The organism is Laedolimicola ammoniilytica (assembly GCF_025567165.1).
In the GTDB taxonomy this organism is placed as follows: Bacteria; Bacillota; Clostridia; order Lachnospirales; family Lachnospiraceae; genus Laedolimicola; species Laedolimicola ammoniilytica.
The window spans coordinates 37,593-59,799 of record NZ_JAOQKC010000018.1 but is presented as its reverse complement, the minus strand read 5'-3'; the positions used below and the strand labels follow the sequence as shown (position 1 = coordinate 59,799).

The 22,207-nt window shown below is 51.1% G+C and carries 23 protein-coding genes; 2 read left to right on the top strand and 21 right to left on the bottom strand.

The annotated features are described in order from the left end of the window. Window positions 1-121: 121 nt before the first annotated feature. From OCV63_RS12730 to OCV63_RS12690, 9 genes are all read right to left on the bottom strand, one after another. Entirely contained in the window at window positions 122-2,251 is a 2,130-nt protein-coding gene (locus OCV63_RS12730) for an RNA degradosome polyphosphate kinase (protein ID WP_158364417.1), read from the bottom strand. Window positions 2,252-2,257: 6 nt separating this feature from the next. Beyond that, the gene (locus OCV63_RS12725) at window positions 2,258-3,799 is read right to left on the bottom strand and encodes a Ppx/GppA phosphatase family protein (protein ID WP_158364415.1); all 1,542 of its coding nucleotides are present in this window, start codon (window positions 3,797-3,799) and stop codon (window positions 2,258-2,260) included. 6 nt (window positions 3,800-3,805) lie between these two features. Beyond that, on the bottom strand, window positions 3,806-4,243 hold the full coding sequence (locus OCV63_RS12720; protein WP_158364413.1) for a dUTP diphosphatase: 438 nt from the start codon (window positions 4,241-4,243) through the stop codon (window positions 3,806-3,808). Continuing rightward, complete coding sequence (locus OCV63_RS12715) at window positions 4,240-4,740, bottom strand: CinA family protein (protein ID WP_158364411.1); 501 nt, start codon at window positions 4,738-4,740, stop codon at window positions 4,240-4,242. The genes OCV63_RS12720 and OCV63_RS12715 overlap by 4 nt, the downstream gene beginning before the upstream one ends. 2 nt (window positions 4,741-4,742) lie before the next feature. Then, window positions 4,743-5,285 carry a CDP-diacylglycerol--glycerol-3-phosphate 3-phosphatidyltransferase gene (gene pgsA / locus OCV63_RS12710; protein ID WP_158364409.1) on the bottom strand — a complete coding sequence of 181 codons (543 nt, stop codon included), beginning with the start codon at window positions 5,283-5,285 and terminating at the stop codon, window positions 4,743-4,745. Beyond that, complete coding sequence (gene rimO, locus OCV63_RS12705; protein ID WP_158364407.1) at window positions 5,282-6,610, bottom strand: 30S ribosomal protein S12 methylthiotransferase RimO; 1,329 nt, start codon at window positions 6,608-6,610, stop codon at window positions 5,282-5,284. The genes pgsA and rimO overlap by 4 nt, the downstream gene beginning before the upstream one ends. A gap of 92 nt (window positions 6,611-6,702) precedes the next feature. Continuing rightward, window positions 6,703-7,593 (bottom strand): DMT family transporter, encoded by an 891-nt coding sequence (locus OCV63_RS12700; protein ID WP_416862044.1) that lies wholly within the window; start codon window positions 7,591-7,593, stop codon window positions 6,703-6,705. Between the two features lie 20 nt (window positions 7,594-7,613). After that, window positions 7,614-8,060, bottom strand: coding sequence for a GatB/YqeY domain-containing protein (locus OCV63_RS12695; protein ID WP_158364403.1), 447 nt, complete (start codon window positions 8,058-8,060; stop codon window positions 7,614-7,616). A gap of 167 nt (window positions 8,061-8,227) precedes the next feature. Further along, window positions 8,228-9,133 (bottom strand): ComEC/Rec2 family competence protein, encoded by a 906-nt coding sequence (locus OCV63_RS12690; protein WP_262670859.1) that lies wholly within the window; start codon window positions 9,131-9,133, stop codon window positions 8,228-8,230. Window positions 9,134-9,238: 105 nt separating this feature from the next. Here OCV63_RS12690 and OCV63_RS12685 point away from each other — a divergent pair, with 105 nt between their 5' ends. Next, window positions 9,239-9,718: an S-ribosylhomocysteine lyase gene (locus tag OCV63_RS12685; protein ID WP_158364399.1), complete on the top strand. Its 480-nt coding sequence runs from the start codon at window positions 9,239-9,241 to the stop codon at window positions 9,716-9,718. A 186-nt stretch (window positions 9,719-9,904) separates the two neighbouring features. Here OCV63_RS12685 and OCV63_RS12680 read toward each other — a convergent pair whose 3' ends face one another. The 11 genes from OCV63_RS12680 to OCV63_RS12630 all read right to left on the bottom strand — a co-directional run bounded on the left by OCV63_RS12680 (window position 9,905) and on the right by OCV63_RS12630 (window position 19,629). Then, window positions 9,905-10,306, bottom strand: a complete 402-nt coding sequence (locus OCV63_RS12680; protein ID WP_262670858.1) for a secondary thiamine-phosphate synthase enzyme YjbQ — start codon at window positions 10,304-10,306, stop codon at window positions 9,905-9,907. After that, window positions 10,278-11,147 (bottom strand): SDR family oxidoreductase, encoded by an 870-nt coding sequence (locus OCV63_RS12675; RefSeq protein WP_262670857.1) that lies wholly within the window; start codon window positions 11,145-11,147, stop codon window positions 10,278-10,280. Before OCV63_RS12675 ends, OCV63_RS12680 begins: the two co-directional genes overlap by 29 nt. Before the next feature lie 8 nt (window positions 11,148-11,155). Then, window positions 11,156-11,782, bottom strand: a complete 627-nt coding sequence (locus OCV63_RS12670; RefSeq protein WP_158364393.1) for a cyclase family protein — start codon at window positions 11,780-11,782, stop codon at window positions 11,156-11,158. A gap of 1 nt (window position 11,783) precedes the next feature. Further along, window positions 11,784-12,665, bottom strand: coding sequence for a dihydrodipicolinate synthase family protein (locus OCV63_RS12665; protein ID WP_158364391.1), 882 nt, complete (start codon window positions 12,663-12,665; stop codon window positions 11,784-11,786). Then, window positions 12,666-13,124, bottom strand: a complete 459-nt coding sequence (locus tag OCV63_RS12660) for a PTS sugar transporter subunit IIA (protein ID WP_158364389.1) — start codon at window positions 13,122-13,124, stop codon at window positions 12,666-12,668. 18 nt (window positions 13,125-13,142) lie between these two features. Further along, on the bottom strand, window positions 13,143-14,414 hold the full coding sequence (locus OCV63_RS12655; RefSeq protein ID WP_262670856.1) for a PTS ascorbate transporter subunit IIC: 1,272 nt from the start codon (window positions 14,412-14,414) through the stop codon (window positions 13,143-13,145). A gap of 31 nt (window positions 14,415-14,445) precedes the next feature. After that, the gene (locus OCV63_RS12650) at window positions 14,446-14,724 is read right to left on the bottom strand and encodes a PTS sugar transporter subunit IIB (protein ID WP_158364385.1); all 279 of its coding nucleotides are present in this window, start codon (window positions 14,722-14,724) and stop codon (window positions 14,446-14,448) included. Next, the gene (locus OCV63_RS12645; RefSeq protein ID WP_262670855.1) at window positions 14,718-16,862 is read right to left on the bottom strand and encodes a BglG family transcription antiterminator; all 2,145 of its coding nucleotides are present in this window, start codon (window positions 16,860-16,862) and stop codon (window positions 14,718-14,720) included. The genes OCV63_RS12650 and OCV63_RS12645 overlap by 7 nt, the downstream gene beginning before the upstream one ends. 228 nt (window positions 16,863-17,090) lie before the next feature. Beyond that, the gene (locus OCV63_RS12640; protein WP_158364443.1) at window positions 17,091-17,849 is read right to left on the bottom strand and encodes an inositol monophosphatase family protein; all 759 of its coding nucleotides are present in this window, start codon (window positions 17,847-17,849) and stop codon (window positions 17,091-17,093) included. A gap of 2 nt (window positions 17,850-17,851) precedes the next feature. Beyond that, window positions 17,852-18,442, bottom strand: coding sequence for a YdcF family protein (locus tag OCV63_RS12635; protein WP_158364381.1), 591 nt, complete (start codon window positions 18,440-18,442; stop codon window positions 17,852-17,854). Between the two features lie 14 nt (window positions 18,443-18,456). Continuing rightward, window positions 18,457-19,629: an aminotransferase class I/II-fold pyridoxal phosphate-dependent enzyme gene (locus OCV63_RS12630; protein WP_158364379.1), complete on the bottom strand. Its 1,173-nt coding sequence runs from the start codon at window positions 19,627-19,629 to the stop codon at window positions 18,457-18,459. Window positions 19,630-19,833: 204 nt separating this feature from the next. Between OCV63_RS12630 and OCV63_RS12625 the strand changes: the two genes are divergently transcribed. Beyond that, window positions 19,834-20,202 (top strand): DUF1292 domain-containing protein, encoded by a 369-nt coding sequence (locus tag OCV63_RS12625; protein ID WP_158364377.1) that lies wholly within the window; start codon window positions 19,834-19,836, stop codon window positions 20,200-20,202. 157 nt (window positions 20,203-20,359) lie between these two features. On the opposite strand, the gene OCV63_RS12620 is transcribed toward OCV63_RS12625, so the two are convergent. Continuing rightward, entirely contained in the window at window positions 20,360-22,204 is a 1,845-nt protein-coding gene (locus OCV63_RS12620) for an ATP-dependent helicase (RefSeq protein WP_262670854.1), read from the bottom strand. Between the last annotated feature and the right edge of the window lie 3 nt (window positions 22,205-22,207).

Here is a 22,207-nt window from a genome sequence, read left to right as displayed (position 1 = left end):
GTCCCGCTCGTTGAACCACCACTTGGCCTCCACGGCAAAGGATACCCCCACCTCTTTCGCCAGATCAAGGCAGAGCTTGTTGCGAAGTCCGGTTCCATCGTAGATTTTGCTATTTTTTCTCTTATTCTGCCGGTTCTTCAGGGATAAACACCCGACGATTCACCACATACTTCTCGGCCTTCGCCTTCTCTTTCGCCTCTTCCACAAAATAATCCTGGGAACTTAAAATTGCTTTGCCCCGTCGATCCACCTTCTCGTAGGTGTCGTCCGGCTGCAATACATGAGCCTTCACATTGTCCTTCAACTCGATATCCAGGATATGAATGACCTCCTCCTTCAGCTCCTCCCGTTCGATGGGGAACATGATCTCCACACGCTTCTCCAGATTTCGCGGCATCCAGTCGGCGCTGGCACAGAACACATCCTCCAGGCCGTTATTATAGAAATAGAAAATACGGCTGTGCTCCAGGAAATTGCCGACGATGGAGCGCACATGAATATTCTCGCTGACGCCGGGAATGCCCACCTTCAGGCAACAGATTCCCCGGACAATCAAGTCAATCTGTACGCCTGCTGCGGACGCCTCATAGAGGGCCACAATCACATCCCGGTCGCACAGGGAATTCATCTTCGCGACGATCCGGCCCTCGCCTCCGTTTTTCGCATGCTCCTTCTCTCTCTGGATTAGAGCCAGCAGCCGATCCTTCAGCCACAGCGGAGCCAGGGACAGCTTGTTCCAGCCCTCGGGCTCGGAATAACCGGAAAGCATATTGAAGACTGCCGTAGCGTCCTCGCCGATGGGCGCGGAGCAGGTCAGAAGTCCCATATCTGTATACAGCTTTGCCGTGGAATCGTTGTAGTTACCGGTTCCCAAATGGACGTAGCGGCGGATGCCGTCCTCTTCCCTGCGCACCACCAGGGTAATTTTACTGTGGGTCTTCAGGCCCACCAGACCATAGATAACATGGGCGCCTGCCTTCTCCAGCATCTTCGCCCAGATAATATTGTTTTCCTCATCGAAGCGGGCTTTCAGCTCCACCAGTACGGAAACCTGCTTGCCATTCTCCGCCGCCTGGGCCAAGGCCGCGATAATCGGGGAATTGCCGCTGACACGGTACAGGGTCTGTTTGATGGCCAGTACCTTCGGATCGTTGGCCGCGTCCTTCACAAACTTCACCACCGGATCGAAGGTCTGGTACGGGTGATGTAGAAGGATATCACCTTTGCGGATCTCGTCAAAGATATTGCAGTCCACAGGCAGTTCCTTCACCGGCGCGGGTATGTGCTTCGGGATCTTTAAGGAATCAAAGCCCTCCATGCCGTACATTTTCATCAGAAAGGTCAGATCCAGCGGGCCATTGATTTTATACAGAGCCTGCTCTTTAATATCCAGCTCCTTAGAGAGAATCTTCAGGAGACGTTTGTCGATCTTCTCCTCCACCTCCAGCCGGATGGCCTCGCCCCACTGACGTTTCTTCAGCTGCTTCTGAATCTCTTTTAACAAATCCGCAGCCTCGTCCTCGTCGATGGTCAGGTCGGCGTTTCGCATGACGCGATAGGGAGACGCGCTGACGATATCGTATTTCAAAAACAACTGCTGCATATTCCGCTCGATGATTTCCTCCAGCAGAATCACATTTTTCGTGCCATCCTCGCTGTCTGGCAGCCGCACGATACGGGGCAGTACCGAGGGCACCTGCACAGTGGCAAACTCCAGTTCGGCGTCCTTCTCACCCTTTTTCTGAAGCAATGCGCCGATATTCAGGGTCTTGTTGCGAATCAACGGGAAGGGACGGGAGGAATCCACAGCCATGGGGGTCAGCACCGGATAGACATTATCCCGGAAATAGCGATCCACATAACGGGCCTCTTCTTTGGTCAGAGCCTCATGCTCCTGAATCACATGGAGCCCATTCTGCTTTAAAGCAGGCAGCAGGGAACGGGTATAGGTAGAATACTGGAGACTCACCAGGCCCCGTACCTCTTGCGTAATCGCCTCGATCTGCTCCTCCGCAGTCATACCGGCGATATCTTTTTTCGTGTAGCCCGCATGTACCATATCCTTTAAGGAGGCCACCCGGATCATAAAGAACTCGTCCAGATTGGACGCGGTGATGCTTAAAAATTTCAACCGTTCAAAAAGCGGAATCGTTTTGTCGCGCGCCTCGCTGAGCACACGCTCATTGAACGCCAGCCAGGACAACTCCCGGTTTCTGTAGTACTCGTGTCTGGTAAATTCTTTCTTGTCCATGCGCTTTTATACCTGCCTTTTCTGCCGGATAACGGGCCTTATACTGAAAATGGTTTCAAAGAAATCCGCCTTGTGGGAGAAGAGCCCCTGTTCCAGGGTGATATCTTCTACTGTGTCCACGACCACCAGAAGCTCCCGCTCCTTTAAGGTCACGCGAACATTCTTGAATTTCTGCTTGTGGCTGCGATCCATGGAATTGGCCACCCGGAGAATCGCGCTGATTTTCGCGATAAGCAGGTAGTCGTTTTTATCCAGGCTGCTGCCCATGGAAAACTCTTCGAAGGACACAAACTCCTCCGTATCGAACCGGATGGCATTGGCGATAATCTCCCGCTCCCGGTGGGACAGACCGATGATCTCCGTAGACATGACGATCTGATAGGAGCACTCCGCCGTATGGGTCATGCTGATATATTTGCCGCAGTCGTGGAGCCAGACCGCGATCTGAAGCAACAGCCGCTCCCGCTTGTCCATGCCGTGAATCCGCTTCATCTTATCAAAGATGGTCAGAGCCAGATACTCGGTTCCCAGAAGGTGGGTCTTGTTGCTCTGGTAGCGCTTGGCGATGTTCTTGGCCGCCTCGATGATATCATTTTCGAAATTATGGCTGGGCTTGAAGATCTTCTTACGCTCCGCGTAGTCGTAGGCCAGACCGTCGCTGATATTCAGGCCAGGTACCCAGATGACCTCCGCGCCGGTCTCCTCGATGAGCTTCCGGTAAATAATCAGCGCCGGCAGCACCAGGGACAGATTCTCTCCCATGTCGCCCAGACGCTCACGTGCCTTCTCCCGGGAGCCGTCAGCCAGAATCTTCTCATACAGGTTCAGGTATTCTTCCCTGGTAAATGACACACTTTTGGCACGACCGCTCTGATCCACCAATTGATTGATATAATCGCCCACCAGGATCATGTGCTTAATCTCGTGCTCCTTCAGATAAAGCCGCTTATAGCTTTTCAGCTCATTGTTGATCATTTCCTCGATAATATCTCCGAAATGAGTGGTCTGACTCTCGATCTCTGCCAGCCGCTCCCGGATACGCATGGTGCCCAGACGCAGGTTCTGGGTAGAAACAAGCGCATCCTTATCAAACAGGGAAATCTGGATACTTCCGCCGCCCACATCCACAATGGCGGTTCCCTTCTGGATGATCTTCTGAAAGGATTCCTCGTTGGAGGCGATGGATTTATAGCCCAGAAAACGATGCTCGGAGTTACTTAAGATCTCCACCTCCAGGCCGGTCCGCACGCGGATCTTATCGAGGATCAGAAGGCAGTTCCTTGTCTCCCGGATGGCGCTGGTGGCGCAGGCCCGGTAGTCGTCCACTTGGTATCCCTTCATGATCCGGGTGAAGTCCTCCAGAACCTCGCACAGCTCCTCCAGCATCTCGTTGCTGATTTCCTTCTGGTTGTAGGCGTCCTTGCCCAGCTCCAGTCCGTGTCGGATGTAGTCGACTTCTTTCATTCCATATTTCGAGGACAGCTCCAGAATCTTCATGCTCACTTCATAGGATCCGATCTCGATGGCCGCAAATGTGACAATCTGCATACTTTTTTACGCCTTTCCTGTACTTCCGTGTCCGCCCCGGTCCGCATGGCCGAGAACTTCAGTCTCTTCAAAGATAAGCTCCGGCTGATGCTCCATAATCCGGAACTGACAGATCCGGTCATTGACATGAATCTCCGTGTCACGCATGGCGATAACCGGCATAAACCACTGGTCGTTGTCACCGCAGTAAGTCTCGTCGATAACGCCCATATGGTTGGTCTGAATTACGCCGAAATTCTTATAGGTGCTGCTGCGCGGCACTACATGAGCCTCGTAGCCTTTCGGCAGCTCCATGGCGATTCCTAAGGGAATCAGCTTAAACTCGCCCTTTTTCAGGGTCACATCCTCGGCGCTTCTCAGATCCACCCAGTCGGACTTGCCGCCGATGTAGGCCAGCTTTTCGATTTTATCGGTAAAATATTTGATTTTGATGGTCTTTGTCATTCTACTGCTGTCTCCTCAAGTCCTTTTTTCAGAAGGGCCAGGGCTGCCTGCACGGTGCTTTCCCGCACCTCTGTACGATCGCCCTCAAAATGGTGCTCCTCCACATACATCTGTCCCCGGACAGATACGGCGATGTATACAAGACCTACCGGCTTCTCCTCAGTTCCGCCGTCCGGGCCCGCAATGCCGGTGGTGGCGATAGCAGCATCCGCGCCACTTGCCAGAATGGCGCCCTTGGCCATCTCACGGGCTGTCTTTTCGCTGACTGCGCCGACCTCCTTCAGCGTGGTCTTCTTCACATTCAGAAGCTTTCTTTTGGCCTTGTTGGAATAGGTAATAAAGCCCTGCTTAAATACCTCGGACACGCCCGGTACATCCACCAGCCGCGCAGCCACCAGGCCTCCTGTACAGGACTCTGCTGTCGTTACGGTCAGCTCATCTTCCTCCAAAAGCTTTACGACTTCCTCTGCAAGCGTCATCTTTTGCTGCTCTCCCATGTTTAAATATCTCCTTCCAGAAGTATTCCTTTATTTTTCGCCAGGTAATCAACCAGTGATACCACGGTCAAAATCAGTGCCACCCAGGTCACAATCGTTGTAATCGTCGTAAACACGCCGCCAAGATCCAGAATCAGAAGGATAATCATAATCATCTGGAATGTGGTCTTGAACTTGCCCCAGTAGCTGGCCGCGATGACCACGCCGTTGTCGGATGCAATCAGGCGGAATCCGCTGATAATGAACTCTCTGGAAATGATTACGATGACCATCCAGGCTGCCAGACGGTTCATTTCCACCAGGCAAATCAGGGCGGAGCAGACCAACAGCTTATCAGCCAGCGGATCCATGAACTTTCCGAAATTGGTCACCAGGTTATATTTTCTTGCAATCTTGCCGTCCAGAAGGTCGGTCAGACTTGCCACGATAAAGATACCGACGGCGATGTATTTGGAAGCAGCACCGCCCAGGTCAGTCAACATAAATACTACAAAAAACGGAATCATCAACACGCGCAGTGTGGTTAATTTATTGGGTAAATTCATTCTGCCAATTCTCCTATCAAATCATAATCTACAGCTCCGGTGACGCGCACCTTCGCGAAGTCGCCGCTCATCAGGGTTTCGTCGGTGTTCAGGAACAGGTAACCGTCCACGCCCGGCGCGTCCTTATAGGTGCGGCACACGTAAGCATTCTCATCAGCCACCTGACCCTCTACCATAACCTCCAGAATCCGGTCTGTCATGGCGTCGGCCTTGTCAAAAGCGATCTCCTGCTGCAGCTCCATCAGTTCCGCTCTCCGGTCTTCCTTGACCTCCTCCGGGATCTGGTCAGCCATAGTTGCCGCCGGAGTATCCTCCTCCGGAGAATAGGTAAAGACACCTAACCGATCGAACTCGCAGTCATCCACGAACCGCATCAGTTCCTCGTGATCTTCTTCTGTCTCCCCCGGGAAACCGGTAATCAGGGTGGTGCGCAGGCAGATATCCGGAATCTCCTCCCGGAGCCGTCCGATGATATTTCTCAGATCCGCCTGGGTGGTTCTTCTTCCCATGCGTTTCAGGATCCGATCGGAGGCATGCTGAATCGGAAGATCCAGATAATGACAAATCTTCGGTTCTTCCTTCATAACCTGAATCAGCTCTTCGGTGATCTCCTCCGGGTAGCAGTACAGTACGCGGATCCACTGGATACCGCCGATCCTGGCCAGCTTCTTTAAAAGTTCCGGCAACTTCTTTTCGCCGTAAATGTCTTTTCCGTAGAGGGTAGTCTCCTGGGCTACCAGAATCAGCTCTTTGACGCCGCCCTCGGCCAGCCCTCGGGCTTCCTTTAAAAGCTGCTCCATGGGAACGCTGCGGTAATTGCCCCGGACCTTGGGAATGATACAATAGGTACAGTGCTTGTCACAGCCCTCCGCAATCTTCAGATACGCGTAGTGGCCGCCGGTAGTCAAGGTTCTGGCCCCTTCCTGCTCCGGTACCAGACGGTCGATGTCCTCGAAATGAAGCTCTTTCTGACCCTCCAGAACCTTCTCTACGGTCTCCACGATGGCATCGTAGGTGGTGGTTCCGAGGACCGCGTCTACCTCGGGGATCTCGTCTACGATCTCCTGCTTGTAGCGTTGAGCCAGGCAGCCGGCCACAATCAGGGCCTTGCAGCTTCCCTCTTTCCGGTACTCTGCCATTTCCAGGATGGTGTTGATACTCTCTTCCTTGGCGTCATTGATAAAGCAGCAGGTGTTCACTACAATCACATCTGCCTCGGTCTCATTGTCGGTAAAAGAAAAGCCATTCTTGCCCAGAAGGCCAATCATTACCTCGGAATCCACCAGATTCTTGTCACAGCCAAGGGATACAAATAAAATTTTCATAAATCAATCTCTTTCATTATATTTACTATTTCTGATACCGCAATAGGTTTGCGGTACAATTAACGGAAGCTTAACCTGCCCTTAACAAAGCGTTACACTTTTCCCTTCCCGGGCAGCTGCGCCAGCACAATCGCCGCGAACATCAGGACGCAGCCAAGTACCTCGCGGCCGCTTAAGGTCTGATGCAGAATCACAAGTCCCGCCAGCACCGATACCACCGACTCCAGGCTCATAATCAGGGAAGCCACGGTCGGATTCAGGTCCTTCTGACCCACGATCTGCAGGGTATAGCCCACGCCGCTGGACAGAAGTCCCGCGTAGAGAATGGACTGCCAAGCCATCAGAATATCCGAAAAATTCGGCTGTTCCAGCACCAGCATCCCGACGCCGGCCGCGATGCCGCAGACAAAGAACTGAATGCAGGACATCTTCACACCGTCCACATAGGGCGTAAAATGATCAATGATCAGAATATGTGCCGCAAACAGGAACGCGCAGATAAACACCAGAATATCTCCGGTTCCAATCTGCAAAGTCTCTGTAATACAGAGACAGTAAAGTCCACCCACAGCCAGAATCACGCCAATCCATACATTGATGCCGCAGCGCTTTCCAAAGAAAAGCCCCGCGATGGGCACCAGCACGATGTAGCAGGCTGTAATAAATCCGGCCTTTCCCACAGTCGTAAACAGGAGACCATACTGCTGAAAGGCACTGGCAAAGCAGAGGGCCAGGCCGCAGAGAATACCGCCCTTAATCAGGATCTTTTTATTCTCCGGCTTTTTCTCCTCCAGCCGTGCTTCTTTACTCTTCTGCCGATCCATAAAGGCTATCACCGGCAAAAGCGCCACTCCGCCGATCAGGGAGCGGGTACACAAAAAGGTAAAGGGCCCCACATAATCCATACCGACGCTCTGCGCCACAAAAGCAGTTCCCCAGATTACTGCCGTCAGAAGCAGCAGCAGTGAATGTTGGATCTGTATCTTTTTCATCTTGTCTTATCCTATGCCAGCATTTCTCCCACGATTTTGTTCACCAAGGAACCGTCCGCCTTGCCCTTTACCTTCGGCATCAGCTCCTTCATAATCTTACCCTTATCTTTACCGGTGGGCTTCTCAATACCAAGACCTGTGAGTACCTCCTGAATGACAGCGCGGATAGCGTCCTCGCTCATCTCCTCGGGCGCGAACTCAGAAAGTACAGCCAGACGGGCCTTGCACTGATCGATGATATCAGTACGGTCTGCAGGCGCCAGATCCATGGTTTCCTTCGTCTGCTTTATCTCTTTCTTAACCACCTCAAACTCCTCCTCCGGAGTCAGATCTGCGCGCTTGTCAATCGCTTTATTCTTCAGAGCCGCAAGCAGCATGGACAGCGTCTCTTTTCTGTCTTTGTCCTTGTTCTTCATTGCCTTTACCATCTCGGCACGGATTTCATCAATTTTACTCATTTTCATTTCCTCCTCGTTAAATGTCTGTATGAGAATCCTGCTTTGCAGGATTCTCCGCCGCAGTGCGATAAAATTTTGTATAACAGGATTTTCCTGTTATACAAAAAGGGCGCAGATACGCTATTTACCATTGTAATCGTATCCCGCCCATTTTTCAAGCCAAAATATCATTCTTGGAGAATCTCCATCGTGTTTCCGTCTGTGATACAGGTCACCGTCCCATGACAGGTCAGATAGAGATCCGCGTCCATGCAAAGCAGGGTCTTTTTCACAGACCTTGACACGTACCACTCATTCTTACAGGTAATCACAGCTGTCTCCGGGTGAACCTGTTCCAGAAACGCAGCTGAATTTTTCTCTTTAATACCGTGGTGCGGCACCTTCAGAACCGTATGCTTCAGATTCAGCTCCGGCTCCGTAAGCAACTCTGCTATCCGCTCCATTTCACTGTCTCCGGTCAGCAGGAAGCTCTGGCTACCATACCGAAGGCTTATCACCAGGGACATATCGTTATCATTTCCGCTATACTGCTTCTGTTCCGGCGGATAGATCGCAAAGGACGCCTTGCCCAGTTTTCTGTGCTCCACAGCCGTCACGCTCAAGGGCACAATTCCGTTCCGCATCATCGCTTCCCGGTATTCCCTGTACTGCTTCTTATCTACCGTATAGTCCGGCTCCAGCACACGCTTTACCTTGACCGCATCCAGAATTTTATCCGCCCCGCCCACATGATCCTTATCAAAATGGGTAATAATCAGGTAATCCAGTGTGTCAATTCCATGCTCTGAAAAATAATCCAGGATCACATCTGCCCGATCATCAAAGCTGGTATCCACCAGCATCCGAAAGTCCGCCTGCTCTATCAGAATGGCATCGCTTTTCTCCACATCAAAAAACGTCACCTTAAGTTCATCGGCCGACACCCTCTGTTTTTCCGCTACGCCTGTTGCCACTGCTGTGTCTGCCCGCTCCGCTTCATGATGATCAAAACCCAGCAGACAGCCTATCAGCAGGGCTGATACCAGAAGCAGGACTCCTGCCTGCAGCCAGTCTCTCTCTCTTATTCTTCTCAAAGCATGCATCCCTTTTCTTTTCTTGGCTTCTGTGATATACTGAAACATGTATTTATTATATTATATCACATTTTAACAAAAAATACGAAGGGAAATCTGTTTTTTATGGAGAAAATAACAAGTTTTACCATCAATCATTTGCTGCTTCAGCCCGGCGTCTATGTGTCACGAAAGGATCCGGTGGGCGGAACCGTCGTTACTACCTTTGATCTGCGCCTCACCAGCCCCAACGAGGAGCCGGTCATGAACACTGCTGAGATGCACACCATTGAACATCTGGCCGCTACCTTCTTACGTAATCACAAGGACTACGGCTCCAAAACGGTCTACTTCGGACCTATGGGCTGCCGTACCGGTTTTTATCTCCTGCTGACCGGTGATTATGAGTCGAAGGATATCGTTCCGCTGATGATCGAAATGTGGGAATTCATCCGGGATTTCGAGGGCGACGTTCCCGGCGCCAGCGCAAAAGACTGCGGCAATTATCTGGATATGAATCTGCCGATGGCGAAGTACCTGGCAAAAAAATATCTGGAAAATGTGCTCTATGATATCAAAGAGGAGCGGCTGGTATATCCGGAATAAGAAAGAATGTCTCATTGACACATTCTCGCGCCAAGGCGCGGTTGCTTCAGCAACCATCTACCATTGCGCCAAGTGCGCATCTTTGCAAGCTCTGCTTGCTTTTATGGAATAGGGAATTCTATCGGAATTTCCTATTCCATAAAAAGAAAGCACGAAACGGTTCTTTCTCCGCTTCGTGCTTTCTTTTTATTCTGTTATGGTGCAAATAATTTTTCTGGTCTTTCCCGGGCCGTCGCCCTCCACCACGAAAACTCTCTGCCACTCTCCAAGCAGTAGCCTTCCCTCTTCCAGCGGAATCGTCAGCTCACAGCCGCAGACCACAGATTTTGCATGGGCATCAGAATTCGGCGAGCGATGCACGTAAGATCCCTTTTCCGGAAAAATCGTTCCCAGGAGCATATCCACATCTCTGGATACCGTGTCCATCTTATCGCTGATCACCAGGGCTGCCGTAGTGTGCGGCAGGAACAGATGCAACAGGCTGCCTTTCTGCCCGGACGCCCAGGCTGCGATCGCTTCTGTCGCGTCATAAAATCCAGTTCTAGCGTCCGACTGTACTTCAATGACCGTTCTTTTTGTATTCTTCATAATCTCTGTACATCCTCCGAATCGCCGTGTGCCATTCCTCCAGTTCGACCCCGAACGTGCCCTTAAAGGCAATGGCATTGAATGCCGTGTATGTAGACCGCTTGTCATACTTTACTTCTGAATTGGAGGTCAGAATGTCATCATGGGGAAGTCCCGCAATCCGCGCGAATTCGCACAGTAGGTCATAACGGGAACCCAGCCCCTCATTGCTGATGTGATAGGTACCGTACATGCCGGATTCTGCCACCTTCATCATGCACTCTGCCGCATCCTTAGTATAGGTGGGATTGCAGATCTGATCTGTGGCCGCGTCCATCCGCACATGATTTTTCATATTTTCCCAAGTCTGGAACATCAGATTTTCCTCTGGTTTTCCCTTAAAGCCGAACAGCATGGGAACCCGGATAATGTAGTGATGCCTGCACACGGCCGCGATCGCTCTCTCCGCCAGATACTTGGTCTGTCCATAGATATTGTTGGGATCCGGAATATCAAATTCCGAATAAGGCCACTTGGTATCTCCGCTGAACACGGAATCAGAACTTATCTGCATAAAATCACAGCCCATTTTTTCGGCCAGCAGCGCCAGGTTTTTCGGTCCCAGCGTATTGATCCGCACTGCGATATCCCGGTTCTTTTTGCAGTTATCTGGATGGCGGTAGCCGGTCGCGTTGATAATCAGATCCGGCTTCATGGGCTCCAGTTTTTTCTGTATCTCAAATAAATTGGAAATATCGCCGTCCCTGTGTCCTTTAAAACGGATAACTTCATGTCTGGTCTCAAATACATCCGCAATTTCTTCTCCACACAGACCTGTGGCGCCAAATACAACTACTCTCATATCTGTCTTTATTCCTCCTGCATCAATATCGCTCTGCAAAACGCGCCCTCTGCGCCGGTTACCTTGAGCGGGAACGCGGCCAGCGTATAGATTCCCGGCTCCACATCCTTCAGATTTGCGCATTCCAGTATGATAACCTCATTTTCCAGAAGCATATGGTGAGTGGGCTTCTCCGGCGCTACCCTCGCGTCCACACTCACATAATCCACGCCTACCAGCCGGACACCCTGTTCCACCAGATATTTCGCTCCGTCCGCATCCAGATATACATAATCCTCCGCAAACTCTTCCATCCTGGAAATGCAGTTTGTAGTCTTCAAAAGGACTTTATCTGCCTGCAAAGAAACTCCTTTCAGAAACTCTCTGGTTACTGCCTTCTGATCCGCCGGAATTTCGATCACCTGACAGGTTCCATAGAATCTGTCAAGCGGAATATCATCCATGGTCTTGCCACCCTTTATGTAATGGCTCGGCGCATCCAGATGCGTCCCATTGTGGGAGGGCGACTGGATGTAGGACACCTGATTCTGATCGCCGTTTTCAAAACTTCTCAGCCACTTTCTCTCAAAAGGAAGCAGCGACGGGTATTTCATCATGCCTTCCTGAAAGGCCACCGATATATCCATAATTTTCATTTCAGATCATCCCCTGTTCTTTTAATGCTGCCCGGATATTCTCTTTTTCCTGCTCAGAAGCCGGAACAAAAGGCTTTCTCGGATAGCAGGTTACAATGCCCCGGATCTCCAGCATGGCGTAAATAGCCAGCTGCGTGGATTTCGCCAGATACATAATATCCCGCATTTTGTTGACCTGGAACTGAGTCGTACGGCATTCTTCATACCGCCCTTCCATTCCCTCCTGGTACATCTTTTTGCAGATCTCCGGAAATGCGTTGGCGATGCCGGGAATATAAGCCTCGCAGCCAAGCACCCGCGCGGAAAGCCACATGGCCTCTGTGCCCAGGGCCACATCAAAGTTTTCATCCTTCAGAAGCCGTTCATACTTTGCGTATTTCAGGATATCGAAGGTGGCGTCCTTCACACCGGCCAATCCCTTGGCCTTCAGCTTCTGCACGGTCTCAATGGAGATCTCATATCCCTGGAATCCCGGATTGTCATAGAGATAGACCGGAATCCGCACGCTCTCGATGAGGTCTGTATAGAATTCTTCCACATCCAGCATATTATGTTTAAAATAATAGGGACCCACTGCAGCCACTGCGGCCGCTCCGGCTTTTTCCGCATGCTTTGCCAGCTCAATGCTGTCCCGGTTGTTGGTAGTTCCCACCATTACGACCACCGGAATCTTACCAGCCACCTCTTCTATGGTCACCTCCGCCACAGTTTTCCGCTCCTCCAGCGTCATCAGCGCCCCTGCTCCGTAGGAGCCACAGATAAACAGACCGTCCACCCGATCACGCAGAAACTGAACCAGCTTCCGAAGTCCCGGCACATCCAGCTCCCCTTCTGCGGTAAATGGTGTAATCATCGGCGGTACAACGCCCTTCATTCTGAACATTTATTCATTTCCTCCTGCATTTTCTCTGATAATTTTCAAAATTTCCTGTTCTGTCTTACTATTTTTCAACTGCTCCACCACTTCCTCGCAGTCAAAAATCGTCGCAATATTCTGTATCAAATCAATATGCGAGCTGTTATCCACAGCCGCTATCGCAATCAGCAGCTTGACTGGATCATGGGCCTCATTTCCAAAGGGAACCGGCTTCTCCAGGGTCATCAGCGCCGCGCAGACCTTCTTTGCGCCGCACTCAGGCCGTGCGTGTGGCATGGCCACACCGTCGGTAATCACGATGTAGCCCGGCATCTCAGCCGCCACTTTACACATGCCATCCACATAGGAGGGCTCCACAAAGCCGTTTTCCACCATCATGGCGCCCACCTTCCGTATGGCGTCCTCCCGATCCGCTGTCTTTACATTTACTCTTACCAGGTTCTGGCTCAGCAGTTCGTACAACATGTTTTTTGTCTCCTCCGTTTACGGAATCAGATGAATCAACCATGCCAGCAATGCGCCGTAGGTTGCACTGTCCGTATAGTTGTAGACGCTTCCGCAGCCTGCTGCCACGCCCTGCAGCGGATAGATGAACATCCAGCCGAAGGCAGATACAAAGCCTGCAATAAAGGTCGTGATAATAACGGCTCGTCTTCCGCCGTAGCAGTCTGCGAATACACCCATGATACCGCCCTGCCAGAAGTTAATCCAGATAGCAGGCAGAATGATAATCGGCATATGGCATGCTACCATGACGATGGTTGCAACTACGCCGCCCAGTACATTAAAGATAAATCCAATAAAGACCGCGTTCTGTGAAAAAGCAAATACAGTAGGATAATCCAGACCCGGCACAGCGCCCGGTACGAATTTCTCCGCGATACCTTCGAAAGCCGGAACCAGCTCCGCAATCAGCATCCGCACACCCAGAAGCAGGGTAACAAGTCCTGCGGAGAACTGGATGCCCAGAAGCAGCAGATAAATAATCCAGTTGGTGCTTCCTGCTGTGGCCTGCACTGCATCCGGTCCTGCAATCAGTCCCACGATAAACCATACGATAGCAGTCAGAACTGCCATACTTACTGTGGAATCGCGGAAAAACTCAATAGATTTCGGAAGGTTCATATCCTTACAGTTCTTCTCCGGATTGCCAATAAGCTTTCCAAACCAGCTGGCAAACGCGATACCTGTCACTTCATGACAGTATACGGAGTACTCGTCTGTCATCTTTCCGGATTTCCGCATAAAGTATCCGATAATCGTCGGGGACAACCAGTACTGCAGACCGCAGATAACGCCGGAGAGAACTACCACCGCCCACATGGGCAGACTGGTCGCCGCCACCATGCCCACGATCCATGCGGACCAGTGCAGCATCAGATGGCCGGTGATCGCGATATTTTTATACTTCGTCACCTTGGCCAGAATAATATTCAGGATGAAGCCGATTACAACTGCAAGACCAACCTGTCCCGCATACTCCTTCATGACAACGCCCTGTACCACAAACTCCTGAGGCTGTACACCTTCTACTCCGATGACCTGCTGAATCCAGGCCACAACCGGGTTGATGGCTTCTTGCAGCACGTTGCAGCCTGCACAGAGTACATAGTAACCTGCAATTGCTTTTACCGTTCCCGAGATAATGTCACTGACTGATTTTTTGCGGATCACCAGTCCGGCCAGTACGATAAGACCAAACAGAACGCCCGCGTTTCCGAATATCTGTGTCGATATAAAATTTAAAACTGCCATAAATAAATCCCCCTGTTTTACTACACCTTTCCTACAGTTCGCCCACGATGGCTGAAATCTTCTCATCCAGCTCCCGCTTGCTTACCATATTTTCCATCAGAATCACATGCTTTGCCGTACAGTTCCGGATATTTCCGTAGACGTCCGGCGTCGTTACCAGGATATCGCAGCTCATGCCGCCTGCTCCCGTCACATTGGTGTTCTCCGCATGCACTTCAAAGCCCTTGGACTGTAATACCTTCTCCGCATTCATTTTCAGCATCAGACTGGAGCCTACGCCAACCGCGCAGACACATAATACATTTACCATTTTGTATCCTCCGTTTTCTTCATTTCCGCATCCAAGAAATTTCCGGATATTTCTTGGAATACTTTATATAAATTCTCTGAGCTCTGAGAATTTAACAATCGTTCCACTGCATCCTGCCGGTCAAAAATATCTGCCACTTCTTCCAAGGCTCCGGCATGCTGCTTCGTATCCACTGCCGCAAGAATCAGAATCACGCGGACTTCCGCTGTCTTCCCGTTTCTCGCGGGTACCTTCACCGGCTTTTTCAGCGTGGCCATGGAAAAGGCCAGACGCAGAACACCTGCGGAAGGCGCCGCATGGGGCATGGAAAGCTCTTCCCCCATGAGGTAAAAATTATTGTATTCCCTGTTCACACGAATAATCTCGCAGATATAGGATTCCCGAATGTACTGTTCCCGGATCAGCGGCTCCGCCGCAATCCATACACCCTCCTCCCAAGTTTCTGCTTCGACGCCCGCCTGGCAGAATTTCTGCGGCATCAGCTCCAGGAGTGTCTTCAGCTTCGATTCTCCTCCGGTAATTCCCATAATGGATCGGATTCCCCTGGCCACCTCATTCTTGTCGGCAGCCTCTTTTCGATTCAACAGCTCAAGAATCTGCTGATATTGCATCTTTTTCAACTTTTCACCGCTGTCCGCCAGCAGATATTCATTGATTCTGCGGACATCCTCCCCTGTCAGCATGGGATTGATCAGCAGCATCGGCTTTGCCAGCATGACCCGCACATCCACGGTGGAAAATACCAGATCGATGGCCGTAAAATCATAGCGCGGAATCAGCGCCACGGACAGCTGATCGATCACCCGGATGTTCGGAAACTCATTTTCTATCTTGAGGCTCAAAATCTTCGATGTGGCAAAGCCCATACTACAGACCACCACAGCTCGGTAGATTTTACTGTTTTCTCTCTCCTCCAGTTCCCCCAGAGCAAGTTCTACATAAGTGGCAATGTAAGCCACCTCGTCCGCTGAAAGCTGAACCTGCTTCTGTCGTTCAAAGGAGTGCGCGGCTGTCTCACTGATCAGATAACTCATGGGATACTGAGTTCTTATTTTATCCAGCAGCGGATTGTAGGATGTAATTCCATATCTGGCCCGCTGCAGTGCCATCTGCAGATGGATCTTCAGGTTCTGGACCACTTCCGGATTTTCCGAAAGTGAACGGTTGAATTCTTTTCTGCAAATATCATTCAGGATTTCCAGAAATTCATTGACAAAGCATCTGCTCCCTGTCTCTGCGTTTCCGGCCTTCTGGGAGACTGCTATTCGATAAGCCAGATAGCGCACCTCCTGTTCCGGAAACTGTAACCTGTATTTTTGTTCCAGCGACTGAATTGTCTCCTGAACTACACGGTATTCGGTCGGAAATCTGTCCGGATCCGCCTTTTCATCCCGCGGGAGATACTGTCCCTTCTGGACTCTGCCAAGGGTAATCAGAACCCACAGCAGATTATCGATAAAGGCCATGTCACCAAACTGCATTCCCAACGCTTCCAGTATATAATACATCCCTTCCTTCAGCTCTTTCAGCTTATGCATATCAAAAAAATTCCAGATGGCTTTCTGCCGTTCGTTTCCCGAATGGCTGACCAGTGTATAATCCGAGGAAAAAATGTATTCCGCCAGCGCCTCCACCGGGAAATTCCGATGAATGACTTCCAGCATTTCCTTCCTTCTGGCTTTTTCTTCCAGTGGAAGTAAAAGTCCGTTTCTGGTTCGTTGAAGCTTCAGGGAGCGCTCCTCAAAATAGCTCTCCGCCTTTGCCAGATCCTTCAGTACCGTTGTCTTCGACGCCTGAAATTTCTGCATCAGGGTCACCACCCGGGTGCCATCGATACCGTTCAGGACAGACAGAATGGAAATCCAGACCCGTGTCTCCCCGGACAGAAAATTTTCATTTTGCTCCGCTGTCTGGGTGAAGAAGCCGACCGCCTTTTCCTTATCCAGAAGCCGGATACCCAGCTTCGGCTTGATTTCCTGCCGAACCTGTTCTTTCCTGGCCCAGTCCTCCAGATCCCGAAGGGTGTACTGCACCGTCCGGACACTGATCCCCAACTGCTCTGCGATTTCATGACTTGTTACAAAACCGTTTGCTCTATATAAAATTTGCAGTATTCTTTCATTTCGATTTGATAACATATCCATCCCTGTCGGCCTGTGGTTTTGTCTTGTTTTCTTTCGATGATGTTATTATACATTTTGCACATCCTCATTTCAATACGGCCGGAAGTTCTTGTTTTTTCGTAATACAATCATGCAAAAAAGCACCGTTTCACCTGCTGTTTTGCACAAAAATAGCAGGTGTACCTCCACATGGAGTGTACACCTGCCATTTTTTCTCTCTGTCTCTTCTGCGTGTTTTCTTTTTTACAGCAGCGCCCGCAGCTCCTCATGGAGCTTTCCGTTGGTCGCCACGATACCGCCCGGCTCCACCGGATTCACCTGCGAGCCGTCATAACGGGTAATCTTCCCACCCGCCTCTGTCAGAATCAGCATTCCTGCCGCGAAATCCCAGGGCTGCAGCCTGGCTTCAAAATATCCTCCGAGCCGGCCGGCCGCCGTATAAGCCAGATCCATGGCTGCAGAACCGGTTCTGCGGATATCCTCACACTTTTCGAAAACCCTCTGGAAGCAGGCGAAATTCTGCGGTGCCAGCTCCTTCTGATAGGGAGCTGTTCCAATGGCAATGATGGTCTGCCCCAGGTTCTCCGCCTTGGCCACATGGATGGGACGGCCATTGACGAAGCTTCCCTTGCCCTTCTCGGCATAGAACATTTCCTCCCGGAACGGATCATAAATCACGCCCAGGATAATCTCACCTTTGCTATAGAGTCCCAGAGATACGGTACTGTGCTGATAATCATGCACCAGATTCGTAGTGCCATCTATCGGATCCAGAATCCAGAAGGTATCGCCCTTCATAGCGTGAAGTCCGTCCTCCTCTCCGAGAAATTCGATTTCCGGCGCCAGCTCGCCCAGCTTCTCCCGCAGAAAATTCTGGATATTCGTGTCCACCTGAGTCACATAGTCCGCCAGACCCTTGACCTTCACATGGCCCGCCATATCCCGGTTTTCCACAAACTGTCTGGTCTCACGGACCAGCCGCATCACTTCATTGATATCCACGCTCATCGTTTCCCTTCCTCCTGCTTTCTGAATTCTTTTAAAATCTCATGAAATTGGCTTCCACATTTTTCTAGTTCCCCAAGAACGATGTCTATCTTCTGCTCCTCCAGAAACCAGTTTTCCCGGCTGATCTCCCTGGTCACTGTCGGGCAGACCAGGAACTCCGTTTCCGGAAAGCATACTTTATAATAAAGCAGCGCCCGGCGGGCGTGACAGGCCTGGGGACAGAGGATTGCCTTTTTGATAGAAAGACCCTGGCTGTCCGTCACCTTTCTGGAGTAAATGGCGTTTTCATAGGTATAGGTCGCCTTTTTTTCCTCCAGAATAGCACTATCAGGAACACCCTCCCGTACCAGAAGCTCGTGCAGAAAATCCCATTCCGTCCGCTCCTCATAGCCTGGAATCCGGCAATGGCCCACCGGCTTACTGAAACGCCCGGACGGCAGCACATAAGGCGCATAACCCGCTTTGTAAAGCCGGGCCGCCGTCACCGCAAGCGCCCCCTGATCGCCGCCCGGGATAAAGATGATATCCGCCTGCTCCGGCTCATGTTCCACAAAGATAAAATCGGTGATGTCCTGAACAAACCCCATGTTCCATACTCCTGTTATTTCTGAAGGATGCCGCTCTCCTGCACCTTCTGGATGGCCTTTTCAATCACCGGAACCGGATGTACCAGCGCCATCCGCACATATCCCTCGCCCAGGTCACCAAACGCGCTGCCCGGAGTCACGATCATGCCAGTCTTTTCCATCAGCTCCATGGTAAAGGCCGCGCTGTCGGTGTAGCCCGCAGGCAGCGGTGCCCATACAAACATGGTGCCCTGGCTGTCCGGCACATTCCAGCCAATTTCACGTAAACCGCCGCAAAGCGCCTTATTTCTCCGCTCATACTCGGCGCACTGTTCCTTCACCGCATCCTGGGGACCGGTCAGGGCCGCCACCGCCGCCATCTGAATGGGCAGGAAGATGCCATAGTCGATCTGGGAACGCACTTTTGAGAACTCCTGAATAATTGCCCGGTTGCCCACCGCGAAGGACATACGCATGCCGGTCATATTATAGCTCTTGGACAGGGAGTAAAACTCGATGCCCACCTCCTTCGCGCCCGGATAGGACAGGAAGGACTTCCCTTCTCTTCCGTCGTAAATGATATCGGAATACGCATTATCATGCAGAATGATAATATTATATTTCTTTGCAAACGCAATCAGTTCTTCATAAAAAGCATCATCCGCCACAGAACAAACCGGGTTGGACGGATAGGACACGATCATGAACTTCGCCGCCCGCGCGGTCTCCTCCGGAATGTCCTCGAACTTTGGCAGGAAGTTATTTTCCGCATAGAGCGGGTAGGTTTCAATCTTCGCACCCGCCAGCTGCGGTCCCAGGGAAAAGACCGGATAACCTGGATTCGGGGCCAGCATAATATCGCCCGGATCACAGAGCGCGACAGCCACATGGGCCATGCCCTCCTGGGAGCCGTACAGGGTCATAATCTCGTCCGTCTCCAGACGCACCCCGAAACGCTTCTGATAGAAATCCTGCATGGCCCTGATAAGCTCCGGCCGATCAGAAATGGCGTACTTGTAATTCTCCGGATCCTTACAGGCCTCCACCATAGCGTCCATCACATGCTTCGGCGGCTGGAAATCCGGCGTTCCGATGGAAAAGTTATAGACCTCCATGCCTTTCTCCACCAGCTCGTTCTTTTTATGGGCCAGGGCCGCGAAGATGCCCTCCTCAATGGCTTCGGCCCGTTTTGAAAATGTAAAATTCATTGTCTTAAGTCCTCTCTGCTGCGCCGCGTATCCCGGCGCGTTTCTCTGATATTCTGGTAAGCCGCTGTCTGGCAGCGCTTAATCTTTCTTATTTTAATACAAACTTCCCGGCAATTCAATTCTTTTCTTGCTTTTCCCTGTCAGGTCTGATAGAGTAGTAGTTGAACTGTTATTATCAAATTATCAATAAAGGAGAACAATCAAATGGCAGACAATAAATGTAACACAGCGGATTGCGGCGGCAACTGCGATTCCTGTAACGGCGACATCACTGTAACTCTGACCCTGGACAATGACGAAACTGTAGAGTGCGCCATCCTCACCATTTTCCCGGTAGACGGACGCGACTACATCGCCCTGCTTCCTCTCGACGAGAACGGCGAAAACGAGGACGGTGAAGTATATCTGTACCGCTACGATAACAGCACCGGAAGCCCGGTTCTGGACAATATCGAATCCGACGAAGAATACGACGCAGTGGCAGACATGTTCGATCAGATGCTGGATGCAGCCGAGTATGATGAGTTAGTTGAGGCTGACGGCGAGGATATTGATATCGACGAAACCAACTAAATCTTATCTATTTCGCTCAAATCAATAGACAGGCAGATAGAGATTTCCACTTTTCAAAATACAGATGGAAGAGCCGAGAGGCTTATATTCTAAGCGTGTGTCCGTGAAACGTCCGAACACTCCAGAATATAAGCCTCTCGGCTCTTCCTACGTCCGCCTACTCATCTAAAAGTTCTTCTACAAACCGTGATTGCTCCGCCTTTTTCCCATACAGCTTTCGCACCGAAAAGATATACAGCAGTTCCTTCGCCCGGGTCATGGCCACGTAGAACAACCGCCGCTCCTCTTCCATATCTTCTTCAAAGATCACTCTCTTATGCGGCGTAATCCCCTCATTGGCATCGATGATAAATACAATGCGGTATTCCAGGCCCTTACTGCTGTGCATGGTGGACAACACCACCCCGTCGGTGTTCTGCGCCCGCTCTTTGGCCTGTTTCGCCAGCTCCACCCGGATGGTCGCAATATGGCTCTCCCACTCCTCCAGTGTTTTGAAGCCAGCCGCCAGTTCTTTCAGTTCATCCAGAATTCCCAGCAGCTCCTCTGGCTTTCTGCCCTTATAATCCGCATATTCTTTCAGGTATTCCTCATACCCGATGATATTTCGGATATAGTGCAACGCCCCGGACGGGCTTAGGTGTCCGCACATCTTCAGATCTTTTTCCAGCTTCTCGATCCGCTCGCAGACCCAGGGCCTGTCGTCATACCAGGTCAACAGCGCCTCCCAGGATATCACGTCGCTGTCCAGACATTCCCGCCCCAGATATCGCTTGGGCCGGTTCATCACCTGCAGAAAATCTTCCCGCTTTACCAGACCCTTTTTCATATCCCGGGCCATGCGGAGGTAAGAAAAAATATCTTTTACTATCCAGTGGTCGTAGATATTCGGCAATGCGTCCCGCATCCGAAAAGGGATTCCCTCGGAAATCAGTTCTTCCACCAGCTTCCGGGGCTGAGTGTTGGTCCGGAACAGAATGGCGATATCACGGTAAGATCCGCCTTTTTCCCGGTAGGTCTTGATCTTATCGATGACGCACTCGTACTCTTCATCCTGATCCCGGAACTGGTGATGGAGGATCGGCGGTCCTTCCTGCTTCTTTGCCTGAATTTTCTTAGCAAAACGCTGCTTATTGTTCTCGATGACCTTGCAGGCTCCCTCCACGATAAGCCGGGTGCAGCGATAATTGGTATCCAGCAGCACCCGCTTTGCCGTCGGATAATCCTGTTCGAAATGCAGCATAATCTCCGGCTTCGCGCCCCGGAACCGATAAATGGACTGGTCGTCGTCGCCTACGATAAAAAGATTATCTTCCGGCGCGGCCAGCATCCGCACAATATCGTACTGAATCCGGTTAATATCCTGAAACTCGTCCACCAAAACATAGCGGAATTTCCGCTGCCATGCCCCCAGGATATCCTTCCGCTCCTTCAAAAGCTCGTAGCAGTAGACCAGCATATCATCAAAATCGATTTTATTGCTGCGTCGCAGCCTGTTATCATATTCATTAAATATAGCGATAAAGCTCTTTGTGTTGCAGGAGGTGGCCTTATATTCCTGCAGGCTCACCCTGTCATTTTTCACCTTGCTGATTTCCGCCGCGATGCTGCCGATGAGTTCCGCCTCGTCGTCCGGCTCCAGCTTCTGCTTATAGACGGCCTCACGCAGAAACTGATATTTTTCGGTCTCCCGGAGAATATTGTCGGCCCGATAGCCGTAGGCCAGCTTCAGGATCTGGAAAAAGACCGCGTGAAAGGTACCAAAAGAAACAGCTGTATTCGCGCTGTTCGTCAGCCGCAGATACCGCTCTTTCATTTCCCTTGCCGCCGCTTTTGTAAAAGTAATCACCAGAATCTCTCCGGGTGGAATGTGACAGATTTCCGTCAGATACTGAACCCGTCTCGTAAGTACCATCGTCTTACCGGAACCGGGTCCCGCCAGAACCAGCATGGGGCCGTCACGGTGGGTGACGGCCTTCTGCTGTACTTCAGATAAAGAATTCAAATT

Excerpts from the sequence above, each read along its gene's own strand:
- OCV63_RS12730 (WP_158364417.1), bottom strand. The coding sequence starts at position 2,251 with ATGGACAAGAAAGAATTTACCAGACACGAGTACTACAGAAACCGGGAG.
- OCV63_RS12725 (WP_158364415.1), bottom strand. The coding sequence starts at position 3,799 with ATGCAGATTGTCACATTTGCGGCCATCGAGATCGGATCCTATGAAGTG.
- OCV63_RS12720 (WP_158364413.1), bottom strand. The coding sequence starts at position 4,243 with ATGACAAAGACCATCAAAATCAAATATTTTACCGATAAAATCGAAAAG.
- OCV63_RS12715 (WP_158364411.1), bottom strand. The coding sequence starts at position 4,740 with ATGGGAGAGCAGCAAAAGATGACGCTTGCAGAGGAAGTCGTAAAGCTT.
- pgsA (WP_158364409.1), bottom strand. The coding sequence starts at position 5,285 with ATGAATTTACCCAATAAATTAACCACACTGCGCGTGTTGATGATTCCG.
- rimO (WP_158364407.1), bottom strand. The coding sequence starts at position 6,610 with ATGAAAATTTTATTTGTATCCCTTGGCTGTGACAAGAATCTGGTGGAT.
- OCV63_RS12695 (WP_158364403.1), bottom strand. The coding sequence starts at position 8,060 with ATGAGTAAAATTGATGAAATCCGTGCCGAGATGGTAAAGGCAATGAAG.
- OCV63_RS12685 (WP_158364399.1), top strand. The coding sequence starts at position 9,239 with ATGGAGAAAATAACAAGTTTTACCATCAATCATTTGCTGCTTCAGCCC.
- OCV63_RS12680 (WP_262670858.1), bottom strand. The coding sequence starts at position 10,306 with ATGAAGAATACAAAAAGAACGGTCATTGAAGTACAGTCGGACGCTAGA.
- OCV63_RS12675 (WP_262670857.1), bottom strand. The coding sequence starts at position 11,147 with ATGAGAGTAGTTGTATTTGGCGCCACAGGTCTGTGTGGAGAAGAAATT.
- OCV63_RS12670 (WP_158364393.1), bottom strand. The coding sequence starts at position 11,782 with ATGAAAATTATGGATATATCGGTGGCCTTTCAGGAAGGCATGATGAAA.
- OCV63_RS12665 (WP_158364391.1), bottom strand. The coding sequence starts at position 12,665 with ATGTTCAGAATGAAGGGCGTTGTACCGCCGATGATTACACCATTTACC.
- OCV63_RS12660 (WP_158364389.1), bottom strand. The coding sequence starts at position 13,124 with ATGTTGTACGAACTGCTGAGCCAGAACCTGGTAAGAGTAAATGTAAAG.
- OCV63_RS12655 (WP_262670856.1), bottom strand. The coding sequence starts at position 14,414 with ATGGCAGTTTTAAATTTTATATCGACACAGATATTCGGAAACGCGGGC.
- OCV63_RS12650 (WP_158364385.1), bottom strand. The coding sequence starts at position 14,724 with ATGGTAAATGTATTATGTGTCTGCGCGGTTGGCGTAGGCTCCAGTCTG.
- OCV63_RS12645 (WP_262670855.1), bottom strand. The coding sequence starts at position 16,862 with ATGTTATCAAATCGAAATGAAAGAATACTGCAAATTTTATATAGAGCA.
- OCV63_RS12635 (WP_158364381.1), bottom strand. The coding sequence starts at position 18,442 with ATGGGGTTTGTTCAGGACATCACCGATTTTATCTTTGTGGAACATGAG.
- OCV63_RS12630 (WP_158364379.1), bottom strand. The coding sequence starts at position 19,629 with ATGAATTTTACATTTTCAAAACGGGCCGAAGCCATTGAGGAGGGCATC.
- OCV63_RS12625 (WP_158364377.1), top strand. The coding sequence starts at position 19,834 with ATGGCAGACAATAAATGTAACACAGCGGATTGCGGCGGCAACTGCGAT.